Genomic DNA, 21,388 nt, shown 5'->3' with positions numbered 1-21,388 from the left:
GGCAGCATGACGGTGACCTCCGTGTTCTCCATGGACGGTGTCGGATCCATGGACGTTCTCCCTTGGTGCACGACTTGTAACGGGGTACATCGTCAGTGACCATGGAGACCGGCGTAAGGAGGCACTTCGATGTCCCAGGGGAACACCGGTGTTACCTCGCAGGCAGTGCTCGCGCAGGCGTGCCCGGTCCGCGAGGTTCTTGACAGGGTCGCGGGAAAATGGAGCGTGCTGATCATCGTGGCCGCCGCGCACGGTCCGATCCGCTTCACGGAACTGGAGCGCAGCATCGAGGGGATCAGCCGCCGGATGCTGACGCTGACCCTGCGCAATCTCGAACGCGACGGCCTCGTCACCCGCACCGTGCACCCCACGGTGCCGCCGAAGGTGGAGTACGAACTGACCCCAGTGGCGCGGGAGTTGCACGCGACGCTGCTCTCCCTGACCGACTGGGCCGAGCGGAACCGCGTCACCATCGCCGAGTCCCGCGCGGCCTACGACGCCGAGCACCGGCCGGAGTTGCTCGACGCCTAGGTCCGGCCGGTCGGTTCCGTCCGGTCGGTTCAGGCCGGTCGGGTCACCGGAGAGCTGCCGCGCTCGCGGGTCGGGCCCGGAGAGAGGTGCGGGGGCTCAGTTCTCGTAGAAGGCCGGGTCGGTGGCCATCGACGCGAAGTGCTTCCGGGCGTCGGGCAGCAGTCTGCGTTCCGTGAGGTCCATCAGACCGGCGACCGCCGTGATCTCGGCGGCCACCGTGCCGTCCGCCTTGACGATGGTCTGCTCCACGCGGAAGCTCTTGCCCGTACCCCAGAGGAAGGCGCACGTGACCTCGACGTCGTCGCCCGCGAGCAGTTCACGCCGGTAGCGGATCGTCGTCTCCAGCACGACAGGGCCCACCCCGCGGGCCGCCAGATCGGCCTGACTGATCCCGGACGCGTGCAGCAGCGACCAGCGGGCGTGCTCGGCGTACTGGAGATACACGCTCTGGTTGAGATGCCCCTGCACATCGGTCTCGTACCCGCGAACGGTCACGGGGACGGAAAACGGTTCTGCCACGACTGTCCTCTCGATCACTGCGACGACTACGACGACTGTGACGACCGCGATGACTCCGACGGCGTCAACGGCTTGAACGGTGCCCCCGGCGCGTCTCACGCCCGCCGGGGTGAGGCCAGGACGTACCGGGCGCCCGTGCGCGGCTCCGTGTGCTCACCGGCCTGCCAGCCCGCCTTCTCCAGGGCCGCCGCGCAGGCCCGCAGCGCCCCGGGGTCCGGCTCGTGCACGGCGACGGCCTCCGGCTGCGGTGTCGCCCGTACCCGGTAGCCCCCGCCCTCCGCTCCGGCGGGCCGGTGCCCGGCCGCCTCCAGCGCGAGCGCCGCGGCCTGCACCAGATGCGTACGCTCCCAGGAGCACGGAAGGTCGGTATCGCTGTCCGGACGAGTCATCCGGCGCAGCTCCAGGAGCCCTTGCCAGGCGCCGCGCACCTCTCTCAGCCGCGCGGGGCCCGCCTCGGGCCCCTCCTCGCCGCCGATCCGCGCCGCGAACACCCCCGACGCCGCCGGGGCGGACGGCTCCGGAGCGCCGGCATCGTCCGAAGCGCCGGGCGTCTCGCGCAGCCGGTGCCCGGCCGGGGTCAGGAAGTGGTCGCGCGGGGGACGAGGATGGCGGAAGGCGAGCCCGCGCTTCACCAGGGCGGCGAGCTGGGCCTCCGTGCCCTTCAGGCGCCCGGTCACGGGGTCGGCTGCCTCGATGACGCGCCGCTGCGCGGCGGTCGGCGGTCGTGTCACGGCGCGCTCCCTCCACCACCCGGTGGTGCCACGGCGCTCCGGCCCGGCCGCGGCTCAGTGTTCCTCCGCTCCCTCTCCCGCCGAGGAGGGGAAGTCATGGGAACAGTACGCGTCGGGTCTGACATTCCAGCCGGCCACGACATGCCGGCGGTGCTCCGTGCTGAGCCGGCTCATCGTCCCGGTGGCGAGCTGGAAGAGGGCGCCGGACCGGGCGCTCAGACCGAGCCGCCGCGCGGTCAGCACCCGCAGGAAGTGGCCGTGCGAGACGACGACCACGCTGCCCTCCGACTCGGAGAGCGCCGCGTCGATCCGGGCCAGCACCCGCTCGGCGCGCGCCCCGACCTCGTCCGGGCTCTCCCCCGGGTGTTCGGGCGGCCCGGGGGAGACACCGTCGGTGAACAGGAACCAGTCGGGCCGCTCCCGGTGGATCTCGACGGTCGTGACCCCCTCGTACCCGCCGTAGTCCCACTCGCGCAGGTCCGCGTCGACGCGTGCGCGGCCGATACCGGCCAGCTCGGCCGTCTCCCGCGCCCGGCGCATCGGGCTGACGAACGCGGCCGCGATGTGGTGCCGGGCGATCAGCGGACGGAGCCGCCGCGCCTGCTCGCGACCGTTGTCGGTCAGCGGGACATCGGTCGACCCCGTGTGCCGCCCGGACATCGACCATTCGGTCTCACCGTGCCGTACGAGGAGCAGATCACCCATCGCCGTGCCCTTCCGTCCCTGCGTCAGCTGTTGTCCCTCGTACGGTGACACCGGGCGGGCCGGACCGCAGCACGGATCCTCCGGTCGGCCCACCCGGGACCTCAGCCCTTCTCCTGCCGGTACCCGCTCAGGAACCGCCCGATCCGGCCGATCGCCGCGTCCAGGTCGTCGGCGTGCGGGAGCGTGAGGATGCGGAAGTGGTCGGGGCGCGGCCAGTTGAAGCCGGTCCCCTGGACGACCTGGATCTTCTCGCGCAGCAGCAGGTCCAGGACGAACTTCTCGTCGTCGTGGATCGGATGCACGGCCGGGTCGATGCGCGGGAACGCGTACAGCGCGCCCTTGGGTTTCACGCACGAGACCCCGGGGATCTCGTTGAGCTTCTCCCAGGCGCGGTCGCGCTGCTCGCGGAGCCGGCCGCCGGGCCCGGTCAGCTCGTGGATCGACTGGCGGCCGCCGAGCGCGGCCTGGATGGCGTACTGCGCCGGGGCGTTGGCGCACAGTCGCATGGACGCCAGCATCGTCAGCCCCTCCAGATAGCTGCTCGCGTGCTGCTTGGGGCCCGTGACGACCAGCCAGCCGGAACGGAAGCCGGCGACGCGGTAGGTCTTCGACAGCCCGCAGAAGGTGAGGACGACCAGGTCGGGGGCGAGGGCCGCGGCCGAGTGGTGGACTTCGTCGTCGTACAGGATCTGGTCGTAGATCTCGTCGGCGAACACCATCAGGCCGTGGCGTCGCGCGAGATCGAGGATGCCCTCGACGATCTCCTTCGGATAGACCGCGCCCGTCGGGTTGTTGGGGTTGATGATGACGACCGCGCGGGTCCGGTCGGTGATCTTCGCCGCCATGTCGTCCAGGTCCGGGTACCAGTCGGACTGTTCGTCGCAGAGATAGTGAACGGCCTTGCCGCCGGCGAGCGTCGTGACCGCGGTCCAGAGCGGGAAGTCCGGGGCGGGGATGAGGACTTCGTCACCGTCCTCGACCAGGGCCTGTACGGCCATGGAGATCAGCTCCGAGACGCCGTTGCCGAGGAAGACGTCGTCCACGCCGACCTCCAGGCCCCGGTCCTGGTAGCGCTGGGCGACGGCTCGGCGGGCGGACAGGATGCCGCGCGAGTCGGTGTAGCCGTGCGCCCGGGGCAGCATCCGGATCATGTCCTGGAGGATCTCCTCCGGCGCCTCGAAACCGAAGAGGGCGGGATTGCCGGTGTTCAGGCGCAGCACGCTGTGACCCGCCGCCTCCAGTGCGTCGGCGTGCTCGATCACCGGGCCGCGGATCTCGTAACAGACCTCGCTGAGCTTGCTCGACTGCCGGAACTCCATGCGCTGCGCCCTCCGGTTGTGGTGTTGCTTGGTTTTACCAAGTATGAGCTTGGAAAGTCCAACAAGATAGCTAGACTGCCTCACATGCCAGTGCGCCGAAGCTACGACCAGTACTGTTCCGCCGCCCGCGCCCTCGACGCGGTCGGGGACCGGTGGACCCTCCTGATCGTCCGCGAACTGCTCGGCGGACCGCGCCGGTACACCGATCTGCACGCCGATCTGCCGGGCGTCAGCACCGACGTCCTCGCATCCCGGCTCAAGGACATGGAGCGCGACGGGCTGGCCGGCCGCCGGCGTCTGCCGCCTCCGGGCGCCGCCTACGTCTACGAACTCACCGCCCGCGGAAGGGATCTGCTGCCCGTCCTCCAGGCGCTCGGGGAGTGGGGCGCGCCCGCGCTGGGCGAGCCGCGGCCCACCGACGCCGTACGGGCCCACTGGTTCGCGCTGCCGCTGCTGCGTCAGCTGGACGCCGCCCGGGCGGGGGAAGGGCTGGTCGAAGTCCGCCTGGACGAAGGCCTGTTCCATGTGTGGCTCGGTGCCGGGGAGGGGCCGCTCTACGGCGACGGGCCGGCCCCGCGGGAGCCGGACGCCCGTCTGGCGCCGGACGCGCGCGCGTGCGAGGCCATGAACCGGGGAGCCCTGACACTGCTCGACGCGCTGCGCGAGCGGAGCGTCGACGTGACGGGCGACGGACCCCTGGCCGAAGCGCTCCGCCGGGCGTGACGCTGCCGGGGCGGGCGCCTGCCCCATGTCCCGCCGTCGCGCGGCTCCGCCCTGCCCCGCACCGCAGAAGGAAGGCCCGCGCCGCTCCCCGTCAGGGAGCGGCGCGGGCCTCGGTCGACGGCCTGCGGGTCAGGCGCCCGGAGGAATCCGCGAGGGGCGCCCGCGCCCCCGCGTCAGCGAGTACCCCCAGATGCCGGCGAGGGCCGCGAGGATGCCGCCGATCGCGGTCCACACCCAGCGGTCGGACCACCAGTCCGAGCCGTCGGGCCGGAGCGAGGACAGCACCGCCGTCTTGGAGCCGGAAGCGTCGTCGGAACCGTCCTCCTCGGGATTCTCCGCCGCCGTGATGGCGATGCCCGGGACCAACGGCTTGGCGAGCGAGCCGTCGACCGCCGCCGAACCGCCGATGTCCTTGGAGTCCACCTGGAGCTGCGCGCTCATCGGCAGACCCAGATCGGCCGCGCCGAGACCGGTGGCGGTGAGCCGGACGTAGTAGGTGCCCGGCAGCGGGTCGTTGGCCCAGGTCTCCGACCAGGCGCGCACCGTGCGCAGGGTGCAGGACAGCTCCACGGAGGACGCGTCCGCCCCCGCCGTCCGGGTCTGCGCCCCGTACTGGCAGGCCTGACGGCGCCGCAGCCCGTCGTACACGTCGATCTGCCAGGTCTCGGCGCCGGCGCGCCTGGACGCCTCGGGCAGCTTCACCGTCGCCTTCACGGTGGGGCGCTGCCCCGCGTCCGCCGCGAACTGCCAGTACAGGTAGTCACCGGCGGAGGCGCCGGCGGTGGCCTGCACGCCCTGCTCGATCTCGGTCGCCGTGCGGAAGGACGTACCGGCCTCGGTGGGCGCGGAGTCGTCACCCGAAGGGCTCGCGGACGGCGAGGAGTCGGCGAGGGCCGGGGAGGCGGCCGCGCCGAGCAGCGCGGGCGCCGCGGCGACTCCCGCGAGGAGGGCGGTGGTGCTCAGTACACGTCGGATACGCATCAGTTGGTCCTCCAGACCGAGAACCGCCAGCGAGAGATCCAGCCCCACAGCAGACCCGCGAGGAAGCCGGTCAGCACCAGGGCGCCGAGCAGCCACCAGCCGCGTCCGAGGCCGAAGGAGGCCACGTCACTCGCCTGGTCGGGGCCGTCGACGACGTCGACCGTCAGTTCCAGCGGCAGACCGGGCGTGGTCTTCACGCCGGACGCGGCCGAGAAGGAGTTGGACACCTGCAGGCACACGACCTCTGCGGGCGCGTCCTCGTCGTCGCTCTCGGCCTTCGGGTAGCGCAGGCCGGTCGAGACGACGTCCGTGCGGCCGTTCCCGGCCGACTCGCCGCGCACGATCTCCCGGCCGTGCACGGTGACGGCACGCAGCAGCACCCCGTAGTCGCGATTGACCTGACGGTCGGCCGCGATGCTCACCGAGGCACGCAGCTCCTTGCCCGGCGCGACCTCCACGCGGTACCAGCGGTGCTGCGCGAACTCCTCGCGGTCGGTGTAGAGACCCGACTTGACGGCGGGCGCCCCGGTGCACGAGTCGGCACCCTGCACCGCCACCGGCTTCACCACCGGATCGGCGGCGCGGTCCACCAGCTGGTTGACGCGGTCGCTGAGCTGCTCCTTGTGCTCCACCGAGGTGTACGTGCCCCCGGTGGCCTCGGCGATGCAGCTCAGCTGCTTGCTCACCTTGACGTTGGGGACCAGCCCCAGGGTGTCGATCGTCAGGCCGATGCCCTTGGCGGCGATCTCGCGGGCCACCTGGCACGGGTCGAGCGGCTGGCAGGTGTCCTCGCCGTCGCTGATCAGCACGATGCGACGGGTGCCCTCACCGCCGTCGAGGTCGTCGGCCGCCTTGAGCAGGGCGGGGCCTATCGGGGTCCAGCCGGTCGGGCTGAGGGTCGCGACGGCGGTCTTGGCCTCGGTGCGGTCCAGCGTCCCCACCGGGTAGAGCTGGGCCGTGTCCTTGCAGCCGGTCTTGCGGTCGTCCCCGGGGTAGTTGGCGCCGAGGGTGCGGATGCCGAGTTGTACCTCCTGCGGCGTAGCGTCGAGCACTTCGTTGAACGCCTGCTTCGCCGCGGACATCCGCGACTCGCCGTCGATGTCCCGGGCCCGCATCGAACCGCTGACGTCCAGCAGGAGTTCGACCTTGGGCGCGGTCGCCGTCGTTTCGTCGGCGACCGCTCCGGCCGGGTGGGCGATCCCGGCGGCCAGGGCGGCGAGCAGGGCGCAGACGCCCGCCGCCAGCCGTTGTCTTGTGATCATCGGCGGATCCTATTGATCAAAGGTGCCGCTCGTAAAAACGAGAGGTGTCCCGCGTCATCACATACCGGCTCCGGCGAGTGGCCGGGGAAGCCGTGTCCACAGGTCACCGGGGGTCTCGGGGGAGAGCCGCATCAAGGTGAGCGCTTTGGCGGGGAGCGGTTCACCGAGGAGCGCGGGAAGGTCCGCGGTGCGCGGGAGATCCGCCGCGACGCTGTCAAGCGCCTCGCGGAGCGCGGCCGTCGAACCCGCCGTCGCGCCCAGGGCGCCGCCGACGAGGGAACCGAAGAGCTTGCGGCGCAGGGTGGTCTCGTCGTCCGTCACGATGCGCCCGGACAGCCGCGGGACCGGGACGCCGTGCCGGGCCAGCCGGGCCGGGCTCACCCGGATGTCGGCCAGGTCGCGGTAGACGAGCCGGACGGGGGAACCCGCGCGGTCGAGGATCACGAGCAGGTTCTGGCCGTGCGCCTCCAGCGCCACCCCCGACTCCAGCAGCCGCAGCCCCGTGGTGAGGACGAGACGGGTGAACTCGGCCAGCCAGGAAGCCTTTTCGGGCAGCGAGGTCAGCGGAAGGGCGGCCACCGGCACGCACCTCTCGCCCGCGTCCGCGTAGCCGTCCGGTGACTCCCGCACCACCGCCGCGAGATCGGGGAAGCCTGCGGAGGCCGCGCCGAGGGTACGGGTGATGTGCAGCGGAACGTCCAGGCCCGCCAGTATCCCCTCCATGAACGCCGAGACCGTCTCCGCCGTTTCCACCGAGTACACCGAGATGTCCCGCACCGACGAGGTCAGCCGGGCGCTCAGCGCGGTCTTCACATGCGGCCCGCCCGGCACCGCGAGGGTCCTCAGCGACATCAACGGGTGAGCGGCGAAGCCCTCCTGGACCCGGGCGTCCAGCACATGAGCGGTCTGCCAGGGGTGCACCGGGATCAGCACCCGCTCCCCGTCCCGCAGCCACTTCGGCCACTCGCCCGTGACGAGACAGCCGTCCACCGCCACCAGGCCCAACTCCACCGACGGCCGGTGCTCCGGCCCGTACGCGAGCTGTTCGGCCACCGAGAACCCGGGCCGCGCACGGCAGTTGGGGTGGTACGGGTGCCCGTCGACGATCCGTTGTTCCCACACCCAGCTCGCCTCGGGCTCTTCGGGAGTGCCCCAGGACGCCGCCCGGTCCGCCCGCGACAGGGCCATGGAGGCGACGCTGTGCGCGAGTTCGGCCGCGAAGGCGGGACCGTGCGGTACGCCGAGGGCGTCGACGAGCAGCTCCGGACGGTCGTACGTCCGCCCGGCGAGCCGCACTTCGGTCACGTAGGCGGAGGTGGCGTACGGGTCGGCGTGCGGTCCGCGCAGCCGCCGGCCGTCCGTCAGGCTCAGCGTGAGACCCTCACGGCCGGTGTCACGGCGGGCGATCCACGGCAGCGGCTCGTACGCCAGCGCGCGCCACAGCCGGGTCAGCACGGCGGCCCGGGCACCGGGCAGAGCCTCTGCGTACGGTGCCGACAGTCCGGGACGCACGACGCTCAGCTCCTCGGCGAACGTGGTCTCGGTGTCGGGCGTGGAGGGACGGGGCACAGGCGGGCTCCTCGGGTACGGGGACTATGTCGTGATCGTCCGCCGCGGCGGACATACTGATCACCAGTGCACCGCATGAATCGAATGGACCGGATGGATCGCGTGGACTTCAAGCCGACCGTGTTTCCCCAGCTCACCGCTGGCGACATGGACGAGGCCGCCGACGCGTACGCCGCCGCGCCGTTGCTCAATTGTCTCCTTCGCGAGCTGGCGGAACCCACACCGGAACCGGGCGTCCACCGGCTCCGCGCCGATGGCCGGATGCTGCGCGTGCGGGGGACGCGGCGCCCCGTCGAGCCCGAGGTGTACACCGGGGGAGCCTGGCACCGGCTCACCCACCGGGAACTGGTCGCCTTCGCCGCCGAGGAACTGCGCCGGTCCACCGGAGCGGCCAACTCCGAGCTGCCCGCGGAGATGACCGACAGCCGGGACGTGGTCGCCGCCCTCCTGCGCGCCCGCGCCGGGGCGACGCCCCCCGAGGACCCGTATCTGCGTTCCGAACAGTCCCTGATCACGGGGCACCCGTACCACCCGGCACCCAAGACCCGCGGTGGCGGCCCGGTCACCGGCTGGCTGCCCTACGCACCCGAGGCGTACACCCGCTTCCCGCTGGAACTGCTCGCCGTGCGGGAGGACACGGTCGTCGAGGAGGGCGACACGAGGGCCCTCGACACCCTGGGCCGGGCCCCCGCCGGATACCGGCTGCTGCCCGCCCACCCCTGGCAGTTGACCCTGACCGGCGCAGGCCGGGCGATCCGGGACGCCTTCGCGGACGGCCGGCTCCTGCGCCTCGGACCCACCGCCCGCCCGTTCTGGCCGACGGCCGCGGTCCGCACCCTCTACGCCCCCGAGGACGACCTGTTCGTCAAGTTCAGCCTCGACGTCCGCATCACCAACGACATCCGCCGACTGTGGAAGCACGACCTGCTCAAGATGCGCGCCACCGACGCGGCGACCGCCGCCGCCTTCGCGGCGCAGCCGGGGCCCGCCGCCTGGCTGAGCGACCGCGGCTACCGCACCGCCGACTTCGCCTTCGAGGAACTCGCCGTCCTGGTCCGCGACGGACTGCGCGACCACCTCGTCCCCGGCGCGACCCCGCTGCTCGCCGCCGCCCTGGTGGAGGGGTTCGACGGCAACCCGCTCGACCGGCTGACCGAGCCCTCGGCCTGGTGGGCCGCCTACCTCCGCCAGGTGGTGCCCCCGGTGCTGGAGGCGTTCGCCCGCCACGGAGTCGTCGTCGAGGCCCACCTGCAGAACACCCTGGTCGCCGTGGACGCCGCCGGCACGCCCGTCCAGGCACTGTTCCGGGACGCGGAGGGAGTGAAACTGCTGCCGGGGGTGACCCGCGCGGCCGGCTGGGAACGGCTCGTGTACTGCCTGATCGTCAACCACCTCGCCGAGCTGGCCGCCCTCCTCGCCGAGCGGTTCCCCGGCACGGACCCCTGGCCCGCCGTACGACGCGAACTCCACCGCTGCGGCGCGGACCACGACCTCCCCGAGATCGCGGCCCTGCTCTCCTCACCCACCGTCCCGGGCAAGACCAACCTGCTGCTCCGCTGGACCCGGGCGGACGGCGCCGACGCCCGCTACGTGCCCCTGCCGAACCCGCTGGCCGGATTCTGAGGCCGGGGCCACGACCAGGCCGCGCTCCCGGGTGGGGCGCCGGCGCCCCCAGTGCCGGTGCCCACGTCCGTAGCCCCCGTTCGTGGACACGGACCTGGCAACTTATCGGCGGACAGCCCGTTCACGCACCCGGACGGATACGCCAGCGAGGGCAACGTACTGGCGGTAGGGACCGCGTGACGGCGGGCAGAGTCCGTGATGACCGTGGCACGGTGGCTCGGGCACTCCTCGCCCGCGATCACCCTCGGTTACTATGCTCACTTCATGCCGGAGGCCGGAAGCAAGGGCCGGACCGCCCTTGACGGACTGCTGGGTAGGGTAAGGCTGAAGGGGTAGGTGACCAGGGAAAATGCTGAGAGAGGTCGGCGTGACCCGCTACGTCACGCCCCTGCGTGAGGGCGGCTCGCTGCCGGGACTCGTCGAGGCCGACGACTTCGGGACCTACGTCGTCAAGTTCACGGGGGCCGCCCAGGGCCACAAGGCACTGGTCGCCGAGATCATCGTGGGTGAGCTGGCCCGGGCTCTCGGGCTGCGCTTCCCCGAACTGGTCCTCGTCCACTTCGACCCGGTCTCCGGCGCGCACGAACCCCATCAGGAGGTCCAGGACCTGCTCCGGGCCAGTGCCGGGCTCAACCTCGGCATGGACTACCTCCCGGGCGCGAAGGACTTCACCCCGGAGGCCGCGCGGACGTTCCCGGTCGACCCGCTGGAGGCGGGCAAGGTGATCTGGCTGGACGCCCTCACGGTCAACGTGGACCGTACGGTGCACAGCTCGAACCTGATGATCTGGCCCACCTTCGGCATCGCGCCGCCCCGCCTCTGGCTGATCGACCACGGCGCCGCCCTCGTCTTCCACCACCGCTGGGACGCCTCGGCTCCGGAGAAGTCGTACGACTTCAGGAGCCACGCGCTCGGCGGCCACGGACCGGACACCCGGGCGGCCGACGCCGAACTCGCCCCTCTGGTCACCGAGGAGCTGCTGCGCACGATCCTGGCGCAGGTGCCCGACGCCTGGCTCATGGACGAGCCGGGCTTCGCGAGCCCCGACGCGGTCCGCGAGGCGTACGTCGGCTACCTCCTCGCCCGTGTCCGCGCCTCGGCGGCCTGGCTCCCCACGGACTTCCCGAGCCGGGAACAGCTTGCGGCCGAGGACGCCGACCGCGCGGAGCGGACCCAGCGGGGCCGCCCGGACTGGCTCAAACGCGTCCCGGACCTGCACGGCAAGCCGTCGGCGGAACAGGATTGGTCGGTGCATCTGGGATGACGGACGTCCAGCGGGTCCAGATCGAGTACTGCACCCAGTGCCGCTGGCTGCCCCGCGCGGCCTGGCTGGCCCAGGAACTGCTCACCACCTTCGAGGCGGAGCTCGACGAGCTGTCCCTGAAGCCCGGCACCGGCGGTGTCTTCGTCGTCCGGGTCAACGACGAGGTGATCTGGGACCGCCGCGAGCAGGGCTTTCCCGAGCCGACCGCGGTCAAGCGCCTGGTGCGTGACCGAGTGGCCCCGGAAAGATCCCTGGGCCACTCGGACCGCACGGCCGACGGAGCGGGTACGGCGGACTGAGCCGGGTCAGCCGGTCAGCTGCTCGTAGGCGGGCAGGGTGAGGAAGTCCGCGTAGTCCTCGTCCAGCGCGACCTTCAGGAGCAGGTCGTGCGCCTGCTGCCAGCGGCCGGCGGCGAAGGCCTCCTCGCCGATCCCGGCGCGGATGTCCGCGAGTTCGCGCGCGGCGATCTCACGGGCCAGCTCCGGGGTGGCCGCCACGGTCCTGCCGTCGTGCTCGAAGACGACACCCGCGTTGATCCACTGCCAGATCTGCGAGCGCGAGATCTCGGCGGTGGCGGCGTCCTCCATGAGATTGAAGATGGCGACCGCGCCGAGGCCGCGCAGCCAGGCCTCGATGTAACGGATGCCGACCTGAACGGCGTTGACCAGACCGTCGTACGTCGGCCGGGCGTCGAGCGAGTCGACGGCGATGAGGTCACCGGCCGCGACCGACACGTCCTCGCGCAGCCGGTCCTTCTGGTTCGGCCGGTCGCCGAGGACGGCGTCGAAGGAGGCCATCGCGATCGGCACGAGGTCGGGGTGGGCCACCCACGAGCCGTCGAAGCCGTCGCCCGCCTCACGGTCCTTGTCGGCCTTGACCTTCTCGAAGGCGACCTTGTTGACCTCCTCGTCGCGCCGCGAGGGGATGAACGCGGCCATGCCGCCGATCGCGTGAGCGCCGCGCTTGTGGCAGGTGCGGACGAGGAGTTCGGTGTACGCGCGCATGAACGGGGCGGTCATCGTCACCGCGTTGCGGTCCGGCAGGACGAACTTGGTCCCGCCGTCCCGGAAGTTCTTGACGATGGAGAAGAGGTAGTCCCAGCGGCCCGCGTTCAACCCGGAGGCGTGGTCGCGGAGTTCGTAGAGGATCTCGTCCATCTCGTAGGCGGCCGTGATCGTCTCGATCAGGACGGTCGCGCGGACCGTGCCCTGCGGGACGCCGATGTAGTCCTGCGCGAAGACGAACACGTCGTTCCACAGGCGGGCTTCGAGGTGGGACTCGGTCTTGGGCAGATAGAAGTACGGGCCCTTGCCGAGGTCGAGCAGCCGCTGGGCGTTGTGGAAGAAGTACAGACCGAAGTCGACCAGCGCGCCGGGCACGGGCGTGCCGTCGGCGGCGACGAGGTGACGCTCGTTCAGATGCCAGCCGCGCGGCCGCATCACGACGGTCGCGAGCTCGGCGTCCGGCTTGAGGGCGTACGACTTTCCGGACGCCGGGTCGGTGAAGTCGATGCGACGGGCGTACGCGTCGGTCAGGTTCAGCTGACCGGTGACCACGTTCTCCCAGGTGGGCGCGGAGGCGTCCTCGAAGTCCGCGAGCCAGACGCGGGCGCCCGAGTTGAGGGCGTTGATGGTCATCTTGCGGTCGGTGGGGCCGGTGATCTCGACCCGGCGGTCGTTCAGCGCGGCCGGAGCGGGGGCCACCCTCCAGGAGTCGTCCGCGCGGATCGCGGCGGTCTCCGGGAGGAAGTCGAGCGTGGAGGTGCGGGCGATCTCGGCACGCCGCTCCGCGCGGCGGGCGAGGAGCTCGTCACGCCGGGGCGTGAACCGCCGGTGCAGCTCGGCCACGAAGGCGAGGGCCGCTTCGGTGAGGACCTCCTCCTGCCGGGGCAGGGGCTCGGCGTCGACGATGGCCAGCGGGGACGGCGCTGGTGCGGACATGAGCTGTCACTCCTTCAGCGAGCTGCGTGCGGGCGAGCTGTTCACGACGATCGGCGTACGGGGCCTGCGGGCGAGCCGCATGCCGGTCGAACGAGCGAACCATGAACGGCGTCACCGCGCCTGGCACCCGGTGCCGTGGCGCGTGCGGACGATCCCGGGCGCCCTCGGCACGGCGAGGCGCTTCTGAGCAGTGGATACTAATTTCCTCATGGTGGAAGTTCAATGGTTTGTTGATGTCGAGATTCTCCAGGTCGACCGAAGGTGGCGCTCGGTGCCACCCCGTTCACTCAAGGTGGACCAGGTCGGCCTCCGTGTCGATGTCGTACGCCCGCGCCACATCCCCGCACTCCACGAGGGTGACCGCCTCCTCGTGGGCCTTCAGATAGGCGCGCGCCCCCCGGTCGCCGGTGGCGGCCGCCGCGATCCCGGCCCAGTGACCCGCCCCGAAGAGCACCGGATGGCCGCGTTCGCGGTCGTACGCCGCCGCGGCGAGCGTCAGCGGGCCGGTGTACGCGGCCAGCACCCGGGCCACCGCCTCCCGGCCGATCCCCGGCTGGTCGACCAGCGACACCAGCGCGGCCCGCGCCCCCGAGTCCGTCAGCGAGTCGAGCCCGGCCCGCAGCGAGGAACCCATGCCCTCCTCCCAGCGAGGGTTGTCCACGAGGACGCACCCGGGCAGCGAGGCCTGATCCCGTACGGCATCGGCCCGGGCGCCGAGGACGACATGGACGCGGGCGCAGCCGCCGGCGCGCAGCTCCCCCACCGCGTGTTCGACGAGGGGCCGCCCCCGGTGGGGCAGCAGTGCTTTGGGGCGGCCCCCGAGACGCCGGCCGCCTCCGGCCGCCAGTACCAGCCCCACCACCTCGCCCTTGTTCTCCGTCATGTCCCCTGCATACCCGACCAGGCCGGAGCGTGCCCCGGAACCCGGGCCGTCACCGCGGTGTCCCCGGGCTGAATTTCGGTCCGCGCAGTGGCGCCCGGCGTACCGGGTGGCGTTTACTGGCCCGCGTCCCCCGGCGCCCGACCACCGCCACGGGGAACGGGAGCCGACATGAGCGGGACCGACGCATAACGGCGCGCGAGGGGGAGAGCTGTGCTGCGGAGCTTGGGGCAGAGACCGGTGACGGGCAGCGACGAGGATCCGAGGGTGACGGAGTTGCGTACCGCCGTCGCCCGGCTGCGCCGCGAACTCGCCGTGCATCCGGTGGAGTTCCCCGACCGGGGCATCGCCGAGGACGAGCTCGCGTCCCTCGCCGCGATGGCCGCCGGAGGCGTCCCGGAGGTTCCCCGGCTGCGCCGCTCGCTCCTCCTGGTCGCCGGCGCGATCGGCTCGGTGAGCGCTCTCGCGACCCGCCTCGCGGACGTCCGCAGCGCGGTCGAACTCTTCGGGGAACCCCCGCGCCGAACCTGGCGGTGACCACGGACGGGACCGTGCCCGCGGAGCGGCAGCCCTCCCGTCCCGTCCGGACGGGACCTCCTGGGGCGTGTTCCTAGCGCCCCCTGCGGATGACACCCCGCTCGGTGGCCGCCGCCACGGCCGAGGTGCGGGAGTCCACACCCAACTTGGCGTAGATGTGCACCAGATGGGACTTCACGGTCGCCTGGCTCAGGAACAGCTCCTTGCTGATCTGCTGGTTCGAGAGGCCGTCCTTGACCAGTTCGAGGACCTCCAGTTCGCGACGGCTGAGGGCGGCGGCCGGAGTACGCATGCGGTCCATGAGCCGGTCGGCGACCTTCGGGGCGAGCGCCGAGTGACCCGACGCGGCGGTGCGCACGGCGGCGGAGAGCTCCTCGGGCGGAGCGTCCTTGAGGAGGTAGCCGGAGGCGCCCGCCTCGACCGCGGCGAGGATGTCCGCGTCGGTGTCGTACGTGGTCAGGACGAGGACCCGGGGTGCGCCGGGGCGTGCCGTGATGACCGCCGTGGCCTCTGCCCCGTGCATCCCGGCGCCGAACTGGAGGTCCATGAGGACGACGTCCACACCACCGGCCCCGGCCCGCTCCACCGCGGCCTCCGCAGTCGGCGCCTCCGCGACGATCTCGAAGTCCGGCTCCGCGGACAGCACCGCGCGCAGTCCGGCACGGACGACGGGGTGGTCGTCCGCGAGCAACAGGCGGACCGTCATACCTGGCTCCCCGCGGCCCGCGCGGGCTTCCCCGCGGCGCGGGCGGGCTCTGCGGGCTCGGGCCCGACGGCGTCGGCGGAGGCCGTCCCCGGCCGTTCCCCGGTGACGGGCAACGGCAGCGTGACCGCCACCGCAGTGCCCTGCCCGGGAGCCGACTCGACGGTGAACGTCCCGCCCAGCGACCGCGCGCGCGAACGCATCGCGGGGAGACCGAAGCCCCCGTCCGATGCGCCCCCGTCCTCACGGTCCCGGTCTCGGCCGGAGTGGTCTCGTACGGCGTCGTCTCGACCGGCGTGGTCTCGTACGGCGTCGTCCGGACCGGCGTGGTCCCGGTCCGTGCGGTCCGCGTCCGGCCGTACGCCGCCGGGGGTGAAGCCGGCCCCGTCGTCCACCACGTCCAGCGCGACCGAGGTGTCCATGAAGCTCAGCGTGATCTCCACGCGATCCGCGTGCGCGTGGCGCAGCGCGTTGCCGAGCGCCGACTGCGCGATCCGCAGCAGGGCCACCTCGTACGGAGTCGGAAGCCCGGCCAGCGGGCCGCTCACCGAGAAGCGGACCTTCGGCGTGTCCACGGCGGCCGACCGGCACAGCCGCTCCAGCGCGGCGGCGAGCGAACCGTGTTCCAGACCCGGAGGGGTGAGCGCGCGGACGAAGCGACGGGCTTCGGCGAGGTTGTCCTGCGCGGTCGCGCGGGCCTGCTCCAGGTGCGGTGCGGCGGGGGAGTCCGCGGGCAGCAGTCGCTGGGCGGCCCGCATCAGGAGCTGGATGCTGGACAGGCCCTGGGCGAGCGTGTCGTGGATCTCGCGGGCGAGCCGTTCCCGTTCGGCGAGCGTGCCCGCGGCGCGTTCGGCCTCGGCCAGTTCGGCACGGGCGGCGATGAGTTCCTCGATCAGCTCGCGGCGCCGCTCGCTCTCCCGGTACAGCGCCTCGTACCCGAGGACCGTGGCGACCGCGACCCCCGCCCCGAGCAGCGGCCCGATGAACGCGCCGGGCGTCAGGGGCGCGCCGTGCGCGACGAAGCTCGCGACGGCCGCCCCCGCCGTCAGGGCCACCGCGGGCAGGCTCCAGCGCACCGGCAGCAGGTGCAGTTGCAGGAAGTAGAGAGGGAACGCCACCCACAGCCCGTCCGGTGAGAGCGTGACGAGAGCCAGCCAGCTCGCGCTGAGGGCGGCCACCCACAGCGCGGCCGTACGCCGTGAGCGGTGCACCGCAGCGGAGACCGCGCCCGCCGCGAGCACCACCCCCGTCACGAGGACCGACACGACGACCGCCGCCGGGTGCCCGGTGTCCCCGCTGCGGACGGCGGCCAGCAGGAGAAGGCCCGCGAGCAGGACGTACAGGCACAGCCGCAGGACGGCGACGACGGGGGAGCGGCGGGGGACATCCATGGTCGTTCCAGGGTAGGCGGGGCAGTGCCGGACCCGGTCAACCGAAAGGTTGAAAGCGGGCTGCTCCCTTCGCCGGCGCGGTTCTCCTCCCGAGTCCGTGCGCCGCCGTTCCTTCGGTCCCGCGCGGTGCGTCTCCCGGCGATCTGCGCGCCCCTCCTTCGGACCGGGGGAAGCGTGCCGCGGGGCGATGCCCCGGGCGGGGTCCGGGCGGCAGGGTCGAGGCATGTTCGTCGCATGGAGAGACCTACGGTTCGCCAAGGGGCGGTTCGCCCTGATGGGAGCCGTCGTCGTACTGATCACCCTGCTCGTGGGGCTGCTGTCCGGGCTGACCGCCGGGCTCGCCGAGGAGAACACCTCGGCGGTCACCGCGCTGCCCGCCGACCACCTGGCCTTCGCCGCGCCGGCCGCGGGCCAGCCGGTGTCCTTCACCGGGGCGCGCATGCCGTCCCGCGCCTGGGAGACCTGGTCCGGCACACCCGGCGTCACCTCGGCCGAGCCGATCGGCATCCGCACCCTGAACGCGGCCGCCGGGAACCGTACGGCCGCGGTGTCCGCCTTCGCCGTGCGGCCGGGGTCGGGCATCGCCCCGGCAGGGGTCGCCCCGGGCCGTGCCGTGCTGTCCGAGAAGGCCGCCGCCGCGCTCGGCGTGACGCCCGGGGACCGGGTGGGACTCGGCGGCACCGAGCTGACCGTCGCGGCCGTGGCCGGCCGTGCCTCGTACAGCCACACCCCGGTCGTGTGGACCGACCTCTCCGGTCCGGCGACCGTGATCGCCCTGCGTACCGACGGAGCCGATCTGCAAGCGGCAGACCGTGCCGCCGGCACGAAGACCTTGACCCAGGGCGACGCACTCACCGCCATCGGTTCCTACCGGGCCGAGAACGGCTCGCTCCAGCTCATGCGCGGATTCCTCTTCGTCATCTCGGCACTCGTCACCGGGGCGTTCTTCACGGTCTGGACGATCCAGCGGGCGCCCGACATCGCGGTCCTGAAGGCGCTGGGCGCCTCCACGCCGTATCTGCTGCGCGACGCGCTGGGCCAGGCGGTGTTCCTGCTCGCAGCGGGGACGCTGCTCGGCACCGGGCTCGCGGCCGGAGCCGGCGCGCTCGTGCGGGGCGGCGGCGTGCCGTTCGCACCGGCCGGACAGGCCGTGCTCGGACCCGCCGCCGTGACGATCGCTCTCGGGGCGCTCGGCGCGGGTCTGTCCGTCCGGCGGATCACCGCCGTCGACCCGCTGACCGCGCTGGCGAGCGCCCGATGAGAACTCCGGAGACTGCCCGATGAGCCTGACCCTCGACGACATCACCCTCACCTACCCCGACGGCGACGGCCGTGTGACCGCTCTGGACGGCGTCGGTCTCCTGGTGCCCTCCGGAACGACGACGGCCGTCGTGGGGCCCTCCGGATCCGGCAAGTCCAGCCTCCTCGCGGTCGCCGCGACCCTGGTCGCTCCGGACCGCGGACGTGTCCTCGTCGGCGGTACGGAGATGGGGACGCTGACCTCCGCCGAGCGGGCCGTCCTGCGGCGGCGCGAGATCGGCATCGTGTTCCAGCAGCCGAATCTGCTGCCCTCGCTGACCGCGCTGGAACAGCTCCAGGTGATGGGCCACCTGGACGGGCGCCGTCGAGTGACGCGGCGCGCGAGGGAGCTGCTCGCCGAGGTCGGGCTCGGCGACCTGGCCCACCGGCGCCCCCACCAGTTGTCCGGCGGTCAGCGGCAGCGGGTGAACATCGCCCGAGCGCTGGTCAACGAGCCGTCGGTGCTCCTGGTCGACGAGCCGACCAGCGCCCTCGACCACGAACGCGGTACGGCGGTGATCGACCTGCTGCTGCGGCTCACGCGTGAGCGCGCCACGGCGACGGTCCTCGTGACACACGACCGCGCCCGCCTCGGCGAGGCGGACGCGGTGCGGGAGATGACGGACGGGCGCCTGGAGATGCCCGTCGCGGTGTCGGGGGCGGACTGAGCCGGGCGGGGAGCGGTGCGCGGTGCCGGGGGTGGCCCGAGCCGGGCGCCTCGGAGGGGAGTCCCGCGGTCAGCGGTTCCCAGGTCCTGTCGGCGTCGTCCGTACGGAAGGCCCGGCACCGTCGGTCGGCCGGGAGGGGAGTGGTGTGCGGTGTCCGGGGCGGACCGAGCCGGGCAGGAACGGCGCGCGTCCTCCCGCCCCGTCCCCGCGGACACGGCCGGGGTCCGGGTCAGCCGGCGCCCGGTCCCGAGCTGGCCAGAGCCTCCGACAGTTCGGCCGCGACCTGCTGGAGCACCGGCACGATCTTCTCGGTGGCGGCCTCGGTGACCCGGCCGGCCGGGCCGGAGATCGAGATCGCGGCGGCGGTCGGGGAGTCGGGCACGGAGACGGCCAGGCAGCGGACGCCGATCTCCTGCTCGTTGTCGTCGACCGCGTAACCGGTGCGGCGCACCTCGTCCAGCGCGGCGAGGAAGCCGTCCGGCGTGGTGATCGTCTTCTCCGTCGCGGCGGGCATTCCCGTACGGGCGAGCAGCGCCCGCACCTCGTCGTCCGGAGTGTGGGCCAGCAGTGCCTTGCCGACGCCCGTGGAGTGCGGCAGCACCCGGCGGCCCACCTCGGTGAACATGCGCATCGAGTGCTTGGACGGCACCTGGGCGACGTACACGATCTCGTCCCCGTCGAGCAGCGCCATGTTCGCGGTCTCGCCGGTCTCCTCCACCAGGCGCGCCAGATAGGGGCGGGCCCAGGTGCCGAGCAGCCGGGAGGCGGACTCGCCGAGGCGGATCAGCCGCGGACCGAGCGCGTACCGGCGGTTGGTCTGCTGTCGTACGTATCCGCAGACCACGAGGGTGCGCATCAGCCGGTGAATGGTGGGCAGCGGCAACCCGCTGCTCGCGGAGAGCTCGCTCAGACCGACCTCGCCCCCGGCGTCCGCCATGCGCTCCAGCAGATCGAAGGCGCGCTCGAGGGACTGGACGCCGCCACTGGGAGCGGACGATCTGGCGTCGGTGGTGCTGGCGCTGGACGGCGGCACGGCGGCGGTCCTTTCGGGGCGCGGTTTCGAGCGGGGTGACCCGAAGACTCTCGAAGGGGGCGGCGGCGGGCGGGCAGAGACGCAGCCTACCCGGCAGCGCATCCACTGCCGGGTAGGGTGAGACTACATTCTGTCTGTCGGAAATATGACTCCGCAATGCGGAAGATCGAGCGGTCGGGCATATCGGGCGCATCGGGGGCTGAGGCCGGCCGGGTCGGGGGGACGCTGGAGAAATGAGCCCTTGACGGAGCGGGGGCCGGAGTGAAGACTTCTTCAACAGAAAGTTGAATTCCGTTACGCGGAAGCGACCCGGCGGCAACGGGAGTCAACGGCGGCGGAGAGAGGGGTCCGGGTGTCCGATGCCGAACTGGTGCTGCGCTCGACGCGCGTCATCACTCCCGAGGGGACGCGCGCCGCTTCGGTCGCGGTCGCCGGGGGAAAGATCACGGCCGTGCTGCCGTACGACGCCGAGGTGCCGCCCGGCGCCCGGTCGGAGGACGTCGGCGACGACGTCCTGCTGCCCGGACTCGTCGACACCCACGTCCATGTGAACGACCCCGGCCGTACGGAGTGGGAGGGTTTCTGGACCGCGACCCGCGCCGCGGCCGCCGGCGGCATCACCACCCTGATCGACATGCCGCTCAACTCCCTCCCGCCGACCACCACGGTCGGCCACCTCCGTACGAAGCAGGACGTCGCCCGCTCCAAGGCGCACATCGACGTCGGCTTCTGGGGCGGCGCGCTGCCCGGCAACGTCGAGGACCTGCGCCCCCTGCACGACGCCGGTGTCTTCGGGTTCAAGGCGTTCCTGTCGCCGTCCGGGGTCGAGGAGTTCCCCGAACTGGACCAGGAGCAACTCGCCCGGTCCCTCGCCGAGATCGCCGACTTCGGCGGCCTGCTGATCGTGCACGCCGAGGACCCGCTCCACCTGGCCGCCGCCCCGCAGAAGGGCGGACGCAGTTACGCCGACTTCCTCGCCTCGCGCCCCCGGGACGCCGAGGACAGCGCGGTCAAGAGCCTCATCGCGCAGGCCGCGCGCCTCGACGCGCGGGTGCATGTGCTGCACCTGTCGTCGAGCGACGCGCTCCCGCTGATCGCCGCCGCCAAGGCGGACGGCGTCCGGATCACCGTGGAGACCTGCCCGCACTACCTCACCCTGACCGCCGAGGAAGTCCCGGACGGCGCCAGCGAGTTCAAGTGCTGCCCGCCCATCCGTGAGGCCGCCAACCAGGACCTGCTGTGGCAGGCGCTCGCCGACGGAACCATCGACTGTGTGGTCACCGACCACTCGCCGTCGACCGCCGATCTCAAGACGGACGACTTCGCGACCGCGTGGGGCGGCATCTCCGGCCTCCAGTTGAGCCTGTCCGCCGTGTGGACCGAGGCCCGCAGGCGCGGCCACGACCTGGAGGACGTGGTCCGCTGGATGTCCTCCCGCACGGCACGACTGGCCGGCCTGGGCGACCGCAAGGGTGCCATCGCGGCCGGCCACGACGCCGACTTCGCGGTGTTCGCCCCCGACGAGACCTTCACCGTCGACCCCGCCGCGCTCCAGCACCGCAACCGGGTGACGGCCTACGCGGGCAGGACCCTCAGCGGTGTCGTGAAGTCGACGTGGCTGCGCGGCGAACGCGTCGTCGCCGGGGGCAGGTTCACCGAACCCACCGGACAACTCCTCGTCCGCCACCCGTAATTGCAACGGCCGACCCC

Annotated in this window: 22 protein-coding genes; 10 read left to right on the top strand and 12 right to left on the bottom strand. The window is 72.6% G+C overall.

Annotated elements, in window-relative coordinates:
* The first annotated feature begins 129 nt into the window (after positions 1-129).
* Positions 130-531, top strand: a complete 402-nt coding sequence (locus OG780_RS09680; RefSeq protein ID WP_326784745.1) for a winged helix-turn-helix transcriptional regulator — start codon at positions 130-132, stop codon at positions 529-531.
* Positions 532-627: 96 nt separating this feature from the next.
* Here OG780_RS09680 and OG780_RS09675 read toward each other — a convergent pair whose 3' ends face one another.
* The 4 genes from OG780_RS09675 to OG780_RS09660 form a co-directional block, all read right to left on the bottom strand.
* Complete coding sequence (locus tag OG780_RS09675; protein WP_328446661.1) at positions 628-1,050, bottom strand: acyl-CoA thioesterase; 423 nt, start codon at positions 1,048-1,050, stop codon at positions 628-630.
* Positions 1,051-1,145: 95 nt separating this feature from the next.
* A complete protein-coding gene (locus OG780_RS09670; RefSeq protein WP_328446660.1) occupies positions 1,146-1,781 on the bottom strand; it encodes a hypothetical protein in 636 nt (211 codons plus the stop codon).
* A 54-nt stretch (positions 1,782-1,835) separates the two neighbouring features.
* Positions 1,836-2,486: a histidine phosphatase family protein gene (locus OG780_RS09665; protein WP_328446659.1), complete on the bottom strand. Its 651-nt coding sequence runs from the start codon at positions 2,484-2,486 to the stop codon at positions 1,836-1,838.
* Between the two features lie 101 nt (positions 2,487-2,587).
* On the bottom strand, positions 2,588-3,805 hold the full coding sequence (locus OG780_RS09660) for a pyridoxal phosphate-dependent aminotransferase (protein WP_326784739.1): 1,218 nt from the start codon (positions 3,803-3,805) through the stop codon (positions 2,588-2,590).
* An 84-nt stretch (positions 3,806-3,889) separates the two neighbouring features.
* On the opposite strand from OG780_RS09660, the gene OG780_RS09655 reads away from it, so the two are divergent.
* Positions 3,890-4,528: a winged helix-turn-helix transcriptional regulator gene (locus OG780_RS09655; RefSeq protein WP_328446657.1), complete on the top strand. Its 639-nt coding sequence runs from the start codon at positions 3,890-3,892 to the stop codon at positions 4,526-4,528.
* 129 nt (positions 4,529-4,657) lie between these two features.
* Here the strand turns inward: OG780_RS09655 and OG780_RS09650 are convergent, their stop codons facing one another.
* Genes OG780_RS09650 through OG780_RS09640 form a run of 3 tightly spaced genes read right to left on the bottom strand, consistent with a single transcriptional unit; the run spans position 4,658 to position 8,340 of the window.
* Positions 4,658-5,509, bottom strand: coding sequence for a hypothetical protein (locus OG780_RS09650; protein WP_328446655.1), 852 nt, complete (start codon positions 5,507-5,509; stop codon positions 4,658-4,660).
* Complete coding sequence (locus tag OG780_RS09645; protein WP_328446653.1) at positions 5,509-6,771, bottom strand: VWA domain-containing protein; 1,263 nt, start codon at positions 6,769-6,771, stop codon at positions 5,509-5,511. The genes OG780_RS09650 and OG780_RS09645 overlap by 1 nt, the downstream gene beginning before the upstream one ends.
* Positions 6,772-6,828: 57 nt before the next feature.
* Positions 6,829-8,340: an IucA/IucC family protein gene (locus OG780_RS09640; protein ID WP_328446651.1), complete on the bottom strand. Its 1,512-nt coding sequence runs from the start codon at positions 8,338-8,340 to the stop codon at positions 6,829-6,831.
* Between the two features lie 93 nt (positions 8,341-8,433).
* Here OG780_RS09640 and OG780_RS09635 point away from each other — a divergent pair, with 93 nt between their 5' ends.
* The 3 genes from OG780_RS09635 (at position 8,434) to OG780_RS09620 (ending at position 11,526) form a co-directional block, all read left to right on the top strand.
* Complete coding sequence (locus OG780_RS09635; RefSeq protein WP_443062142.1) at positions 8,434-9,963, top strand: IucA/IucC family protein; 1,530 nt, start codon at positions 8,434-8,436, stop codon at positions 9,961-9,963.
* 349 nt (positions 9,964-10,312) lie between these two features.
* Positions 10,313-11,227 carry a HipA family kinase gene (locus OG780_RS09625; RefSeq protein WP_328446649.1) on the top strand — a complete coding sequence of 305 codons (915 nt, stop codon included), beginning with the start codon at positions 10,313-10,315 and terminating at the stop codon, positions 11,225-11,227.
* Positions 11,224-11,526 carry a SelT/SelW/SelH family protein gene (locus OG780_RS09620; protein ID WP_328446647.1) on the top strand — a complete coding sequence of 101 codons (303 nt, stop codon included), beginning with the start codon at positions 11,224-11,226 and terminating at the stop codon, positions 11,524-11,526. The genes OG780_RS09625 and OG780_RS09620 overlap by 4 nt, the downstream gene beginning before the upstream one ends.
* Before the next feature lie 6 nt (positions 11,527-11,532).
* Here OG780_RS09620 and aceB read toward each other — a convergent pair whose 3' ends face one another.
* Complete coding sequence (aceB, locus tag OG780_RS09615) at positions 11,533-13,167, bottom strand: malate synthase A (protein WP_328446646.1); 1,635 nt, start codon at positions 13,165-13,167, stop codon at positions 11,533-11,535.
* Between aceB and OG780_RS09610 the strand changes: the two genes are divergently transcribed.
* The gene (locus OG780_RS09610) at positions 13,166-13,354 is read left to right on the top strand and encodes a hypothetical protein (protein ID WP_328446644.1); all 189 of its coding nucleotides are present in this window, start codon (positions 13,166-13,168) and stop codon (positions 13,352-13,354) included. The genes aceB and OG780_RS09610 overlap by 2 nt on opposite strands.
* 96 nt (positions 13,355-13,450) lie before the next feature.
* Here OG780_RS09610 and OG780_RS09605 read toward each other — a convergent pair whose 3' ends face one another.
* The gene (locus OG780_RS09605) at positions 13,451-14,050 is read right to left on the bottom strand and encodes a nucleotidyltransferase family protein (protein WP_328446643.1); all 600 of its coding nucleotides are present in this window, start codon (positions 14,048-14,050) and stop codon (positions 13,451-13,453) included.
* A gap of 210 nt (positions 14,051-14,260) precedes the next feature.
* Here OG780_RS09605 and OG780_RS09600 point away from each other — a divergent pair, with 210 nt between their 5' ends.
* Positions 14,261-14,584, top strand: a complete 324-nt coding sequence (locus OG780_RS09600) for a DUF5955 family protein (RefSeq protein ID WP_328446642.1) — start codon at positions 14,261-14,263, stop codon at positions 14,582-14,584.
* Between the two features lie 73 nt (positions 14,585-14,657).
* Here OG780_RS09600 and OG780_RS09595 read toward each other — a convergent pair whose 3' ends face one another.
* Entirely contained in the window at positions 14,658-15,290 is a 633-nt protein-coding gene (locus tag OG780_RS09595) for a response regulator transcription factor (protein WP_326784729.1), read from the bottom strand.
* A complete protein-coding gene (locus OG780_RS09590; protein ID WP_328446641.1) occupies positions 15,287-16,678 on the bottom strand; it encodes a sensor histidine kinase in 1,392 nt (463 codons plus the stop codon). Before OG780_RS09590 ends, OG780_RS09595 begins: the two co-directional genes overlap by 4 nt.
* A 223-nt stretch (positions 16,679-16,901) precedes the next feature.
* On the opposite strand from OG780_RS09590, the gene OG780_RS09585 reads away from it, so the two are divergent.
* Together OG780_RS09585 and OG780_RS09580 are read left to right on the top strand one after the other, a co-directional pair.
* Positions 16,902-17,939, top strand: a complete 1,038-nt coding sequence (locus OG780_RS09585) for an FtsX-like permease family protein (protein WP_328446639.1) — start codon at positions 16,902-16,904, stop codon at positions 17,937-17,939.
* 19 nt (positions 17,940-17,958) lie between these two features.
* Positions 17,959-18,645 carry an ABC transporter ATP-binding protein gene (locus OG780_RS09580; protein WP_328446637.1) on the top strand — a complete coding sequence of 229 codons (687 nt, stop codon included), beginning with the start codon at positions 17,959-17,961 and terminating at the stop codon, positions 18,643-18,645.
* Positions 18,646-18,874: 229 nt separating this feature from the next.
* Here OG780_RS09580 and OG780_RS09575 read toward each other — a convergent pair whose 3' ends face one another.
* Positions 18,875-19,678 (bottom strand): IclR family transcriptional regulator, encoded by an 804-nt coding sequence (locus tag OG780_RS09575; protein WP_326784725.1) that lies wholly within the window; start codon positions 19,676-19,678, stop codon positions 18,875-18,877.
* A 352-nt stretch (positions 19,679-20,030) separates the two neighbouring features.
* Between OG780_RS09575 and allB the strand changes: the two genes are divergently transcribed.
* Positions 20,031-21,371 (top strand): allantoinase AllB, encoded by a 1,341-nt coding sequence (gene allB, locus OG780_RS09570; protein WP_328446634.1) that lies wholly within the window; start codon positions 20,031-20,033, stop codon positions 21,369-21,371.
* The last annotated feature ends 17 nt before the right edge of the window (positions 21,372-21,388 follow it).

It is taken from the genome of Streptomyces sp. NBC_00386, from assembly GCF_036063235.1.
GTDB lineage: Bacteria > Actinomycetota > Actinomycetes > Streptomycetales > Streptomycetaceae > Streptomyces.
Note: the sequence above shows the minus strand (reverse complement) of the source record. Positions and strands in the feature narration are given on the sequence as shown.

Coding starts and splice junctions, on each gene's coding strand:
- OG780_RS09680 (WP_326784745.1), top strand. CDS start 130: ATGTCCCAGGGGAACACCGGTGTTACCTCGCAGGCAGTGCTCGCGCAG.
- OG780_RS09605 (WP_328446643.1), bottom strand. CDS start 14,050: ATGACGGAGAACAAGGGCGAGGTGGTGGGGCTGGTACTGGCGGCCGGA.
- OG780_RS09635 (WP_443062142.1), top strand. CDS start 8,434: ATGGATCGCGTGGACTTCAAGCCGACCGTGTTTCCCCAGCTCACCGCT.
- OG780_RS09620 (WP_328446647.1), top strand. CDS start 11,224: ATGACGGACGTCCAGCGGGTCCAGATCGAGTACTGCACCCAGTGCCGC.
- OG780_RS09660 (WP_326784739.1), bottom strand. CDS start 3,805: ATGGAGTTCCGGCAGTCGAGCAAGCTCAGCGAGGTCTGTTACGAGATC.
- OG780_RS09625 (WP_328446649.1), top strand. CDS start 10,313: ATGCTGAGAGAGGTCGGCGTGACCCGCTACGTCACGCCCCTGCGTGAG.
- OG780_RS09655 (WP_328446657.1), top strand. CDS start 3,890: ATGCCAGTGCGCCGAAGCTACGACCAGTACTGTTCCGCCGCCCGCGCC.
- OG780_RS09590 (WP_328446641.1), bottom strand. CDS start 16,678: ATGGATGTCCCCCGCCGCTCCCCCGTCGTCGCCGTCCTGCGGCTGTGC.
- aceB (WP_328446646.1), bottom strand. CDS start 13,167: ATGTCCGCACCAGCGCCGTCCCCGCTGGCCATCGTCGACGCCGAGCCC.
- OG780_RS09650 (WP_328446655.1), bottom strand. CDS start 5,509: ATGCGTATCCGACGTGTACTGAGCACCACCGCCCTCCTCGCGGGAGTC.
- OG780_RS09610 (WP_328446644.1), top strand. CDS start 13,166: ATGAGCTGTCACTCCTTCAGCGAGCTGCGTGCGGGCGAGCTGTTCACG.
- OG780_RS09645 (WP_328446653.1), bottom strand. CDS start 6,771: ATGATCACAAGACAACGGCTGGCGGCGGGCGTCTGCGCCCTGCTCGCC.
- OG780_RS09585 (WP_328446639.1), top strand. CDS start 16,902: ATGTTCGTCGCATGGAGAGACCTACGGTTCGCCAAGGGGCGGTTCGCC.
- OG780_RS09580 (WP_328446637.1), top strand. CDS start 17,959: ATGAGCCTGACCCTCGACGACATCACCCTCACCTACCCCGACGGCGAC.
- OG780_RS09595 (WP_326784729.1), bottom strand. CDS start 15,290: ATGACGGTCCGCCTGTTGCTCGCGGACGACCACCCCGTCGTCCGTGCC.
- OG780_RS09665 (WP_328446659.1), bottom strand. CDS start 2,486: ATGGGTGATCTGCTCCTCGTACGGCACGGTGAGACCGAATGGTCGATG.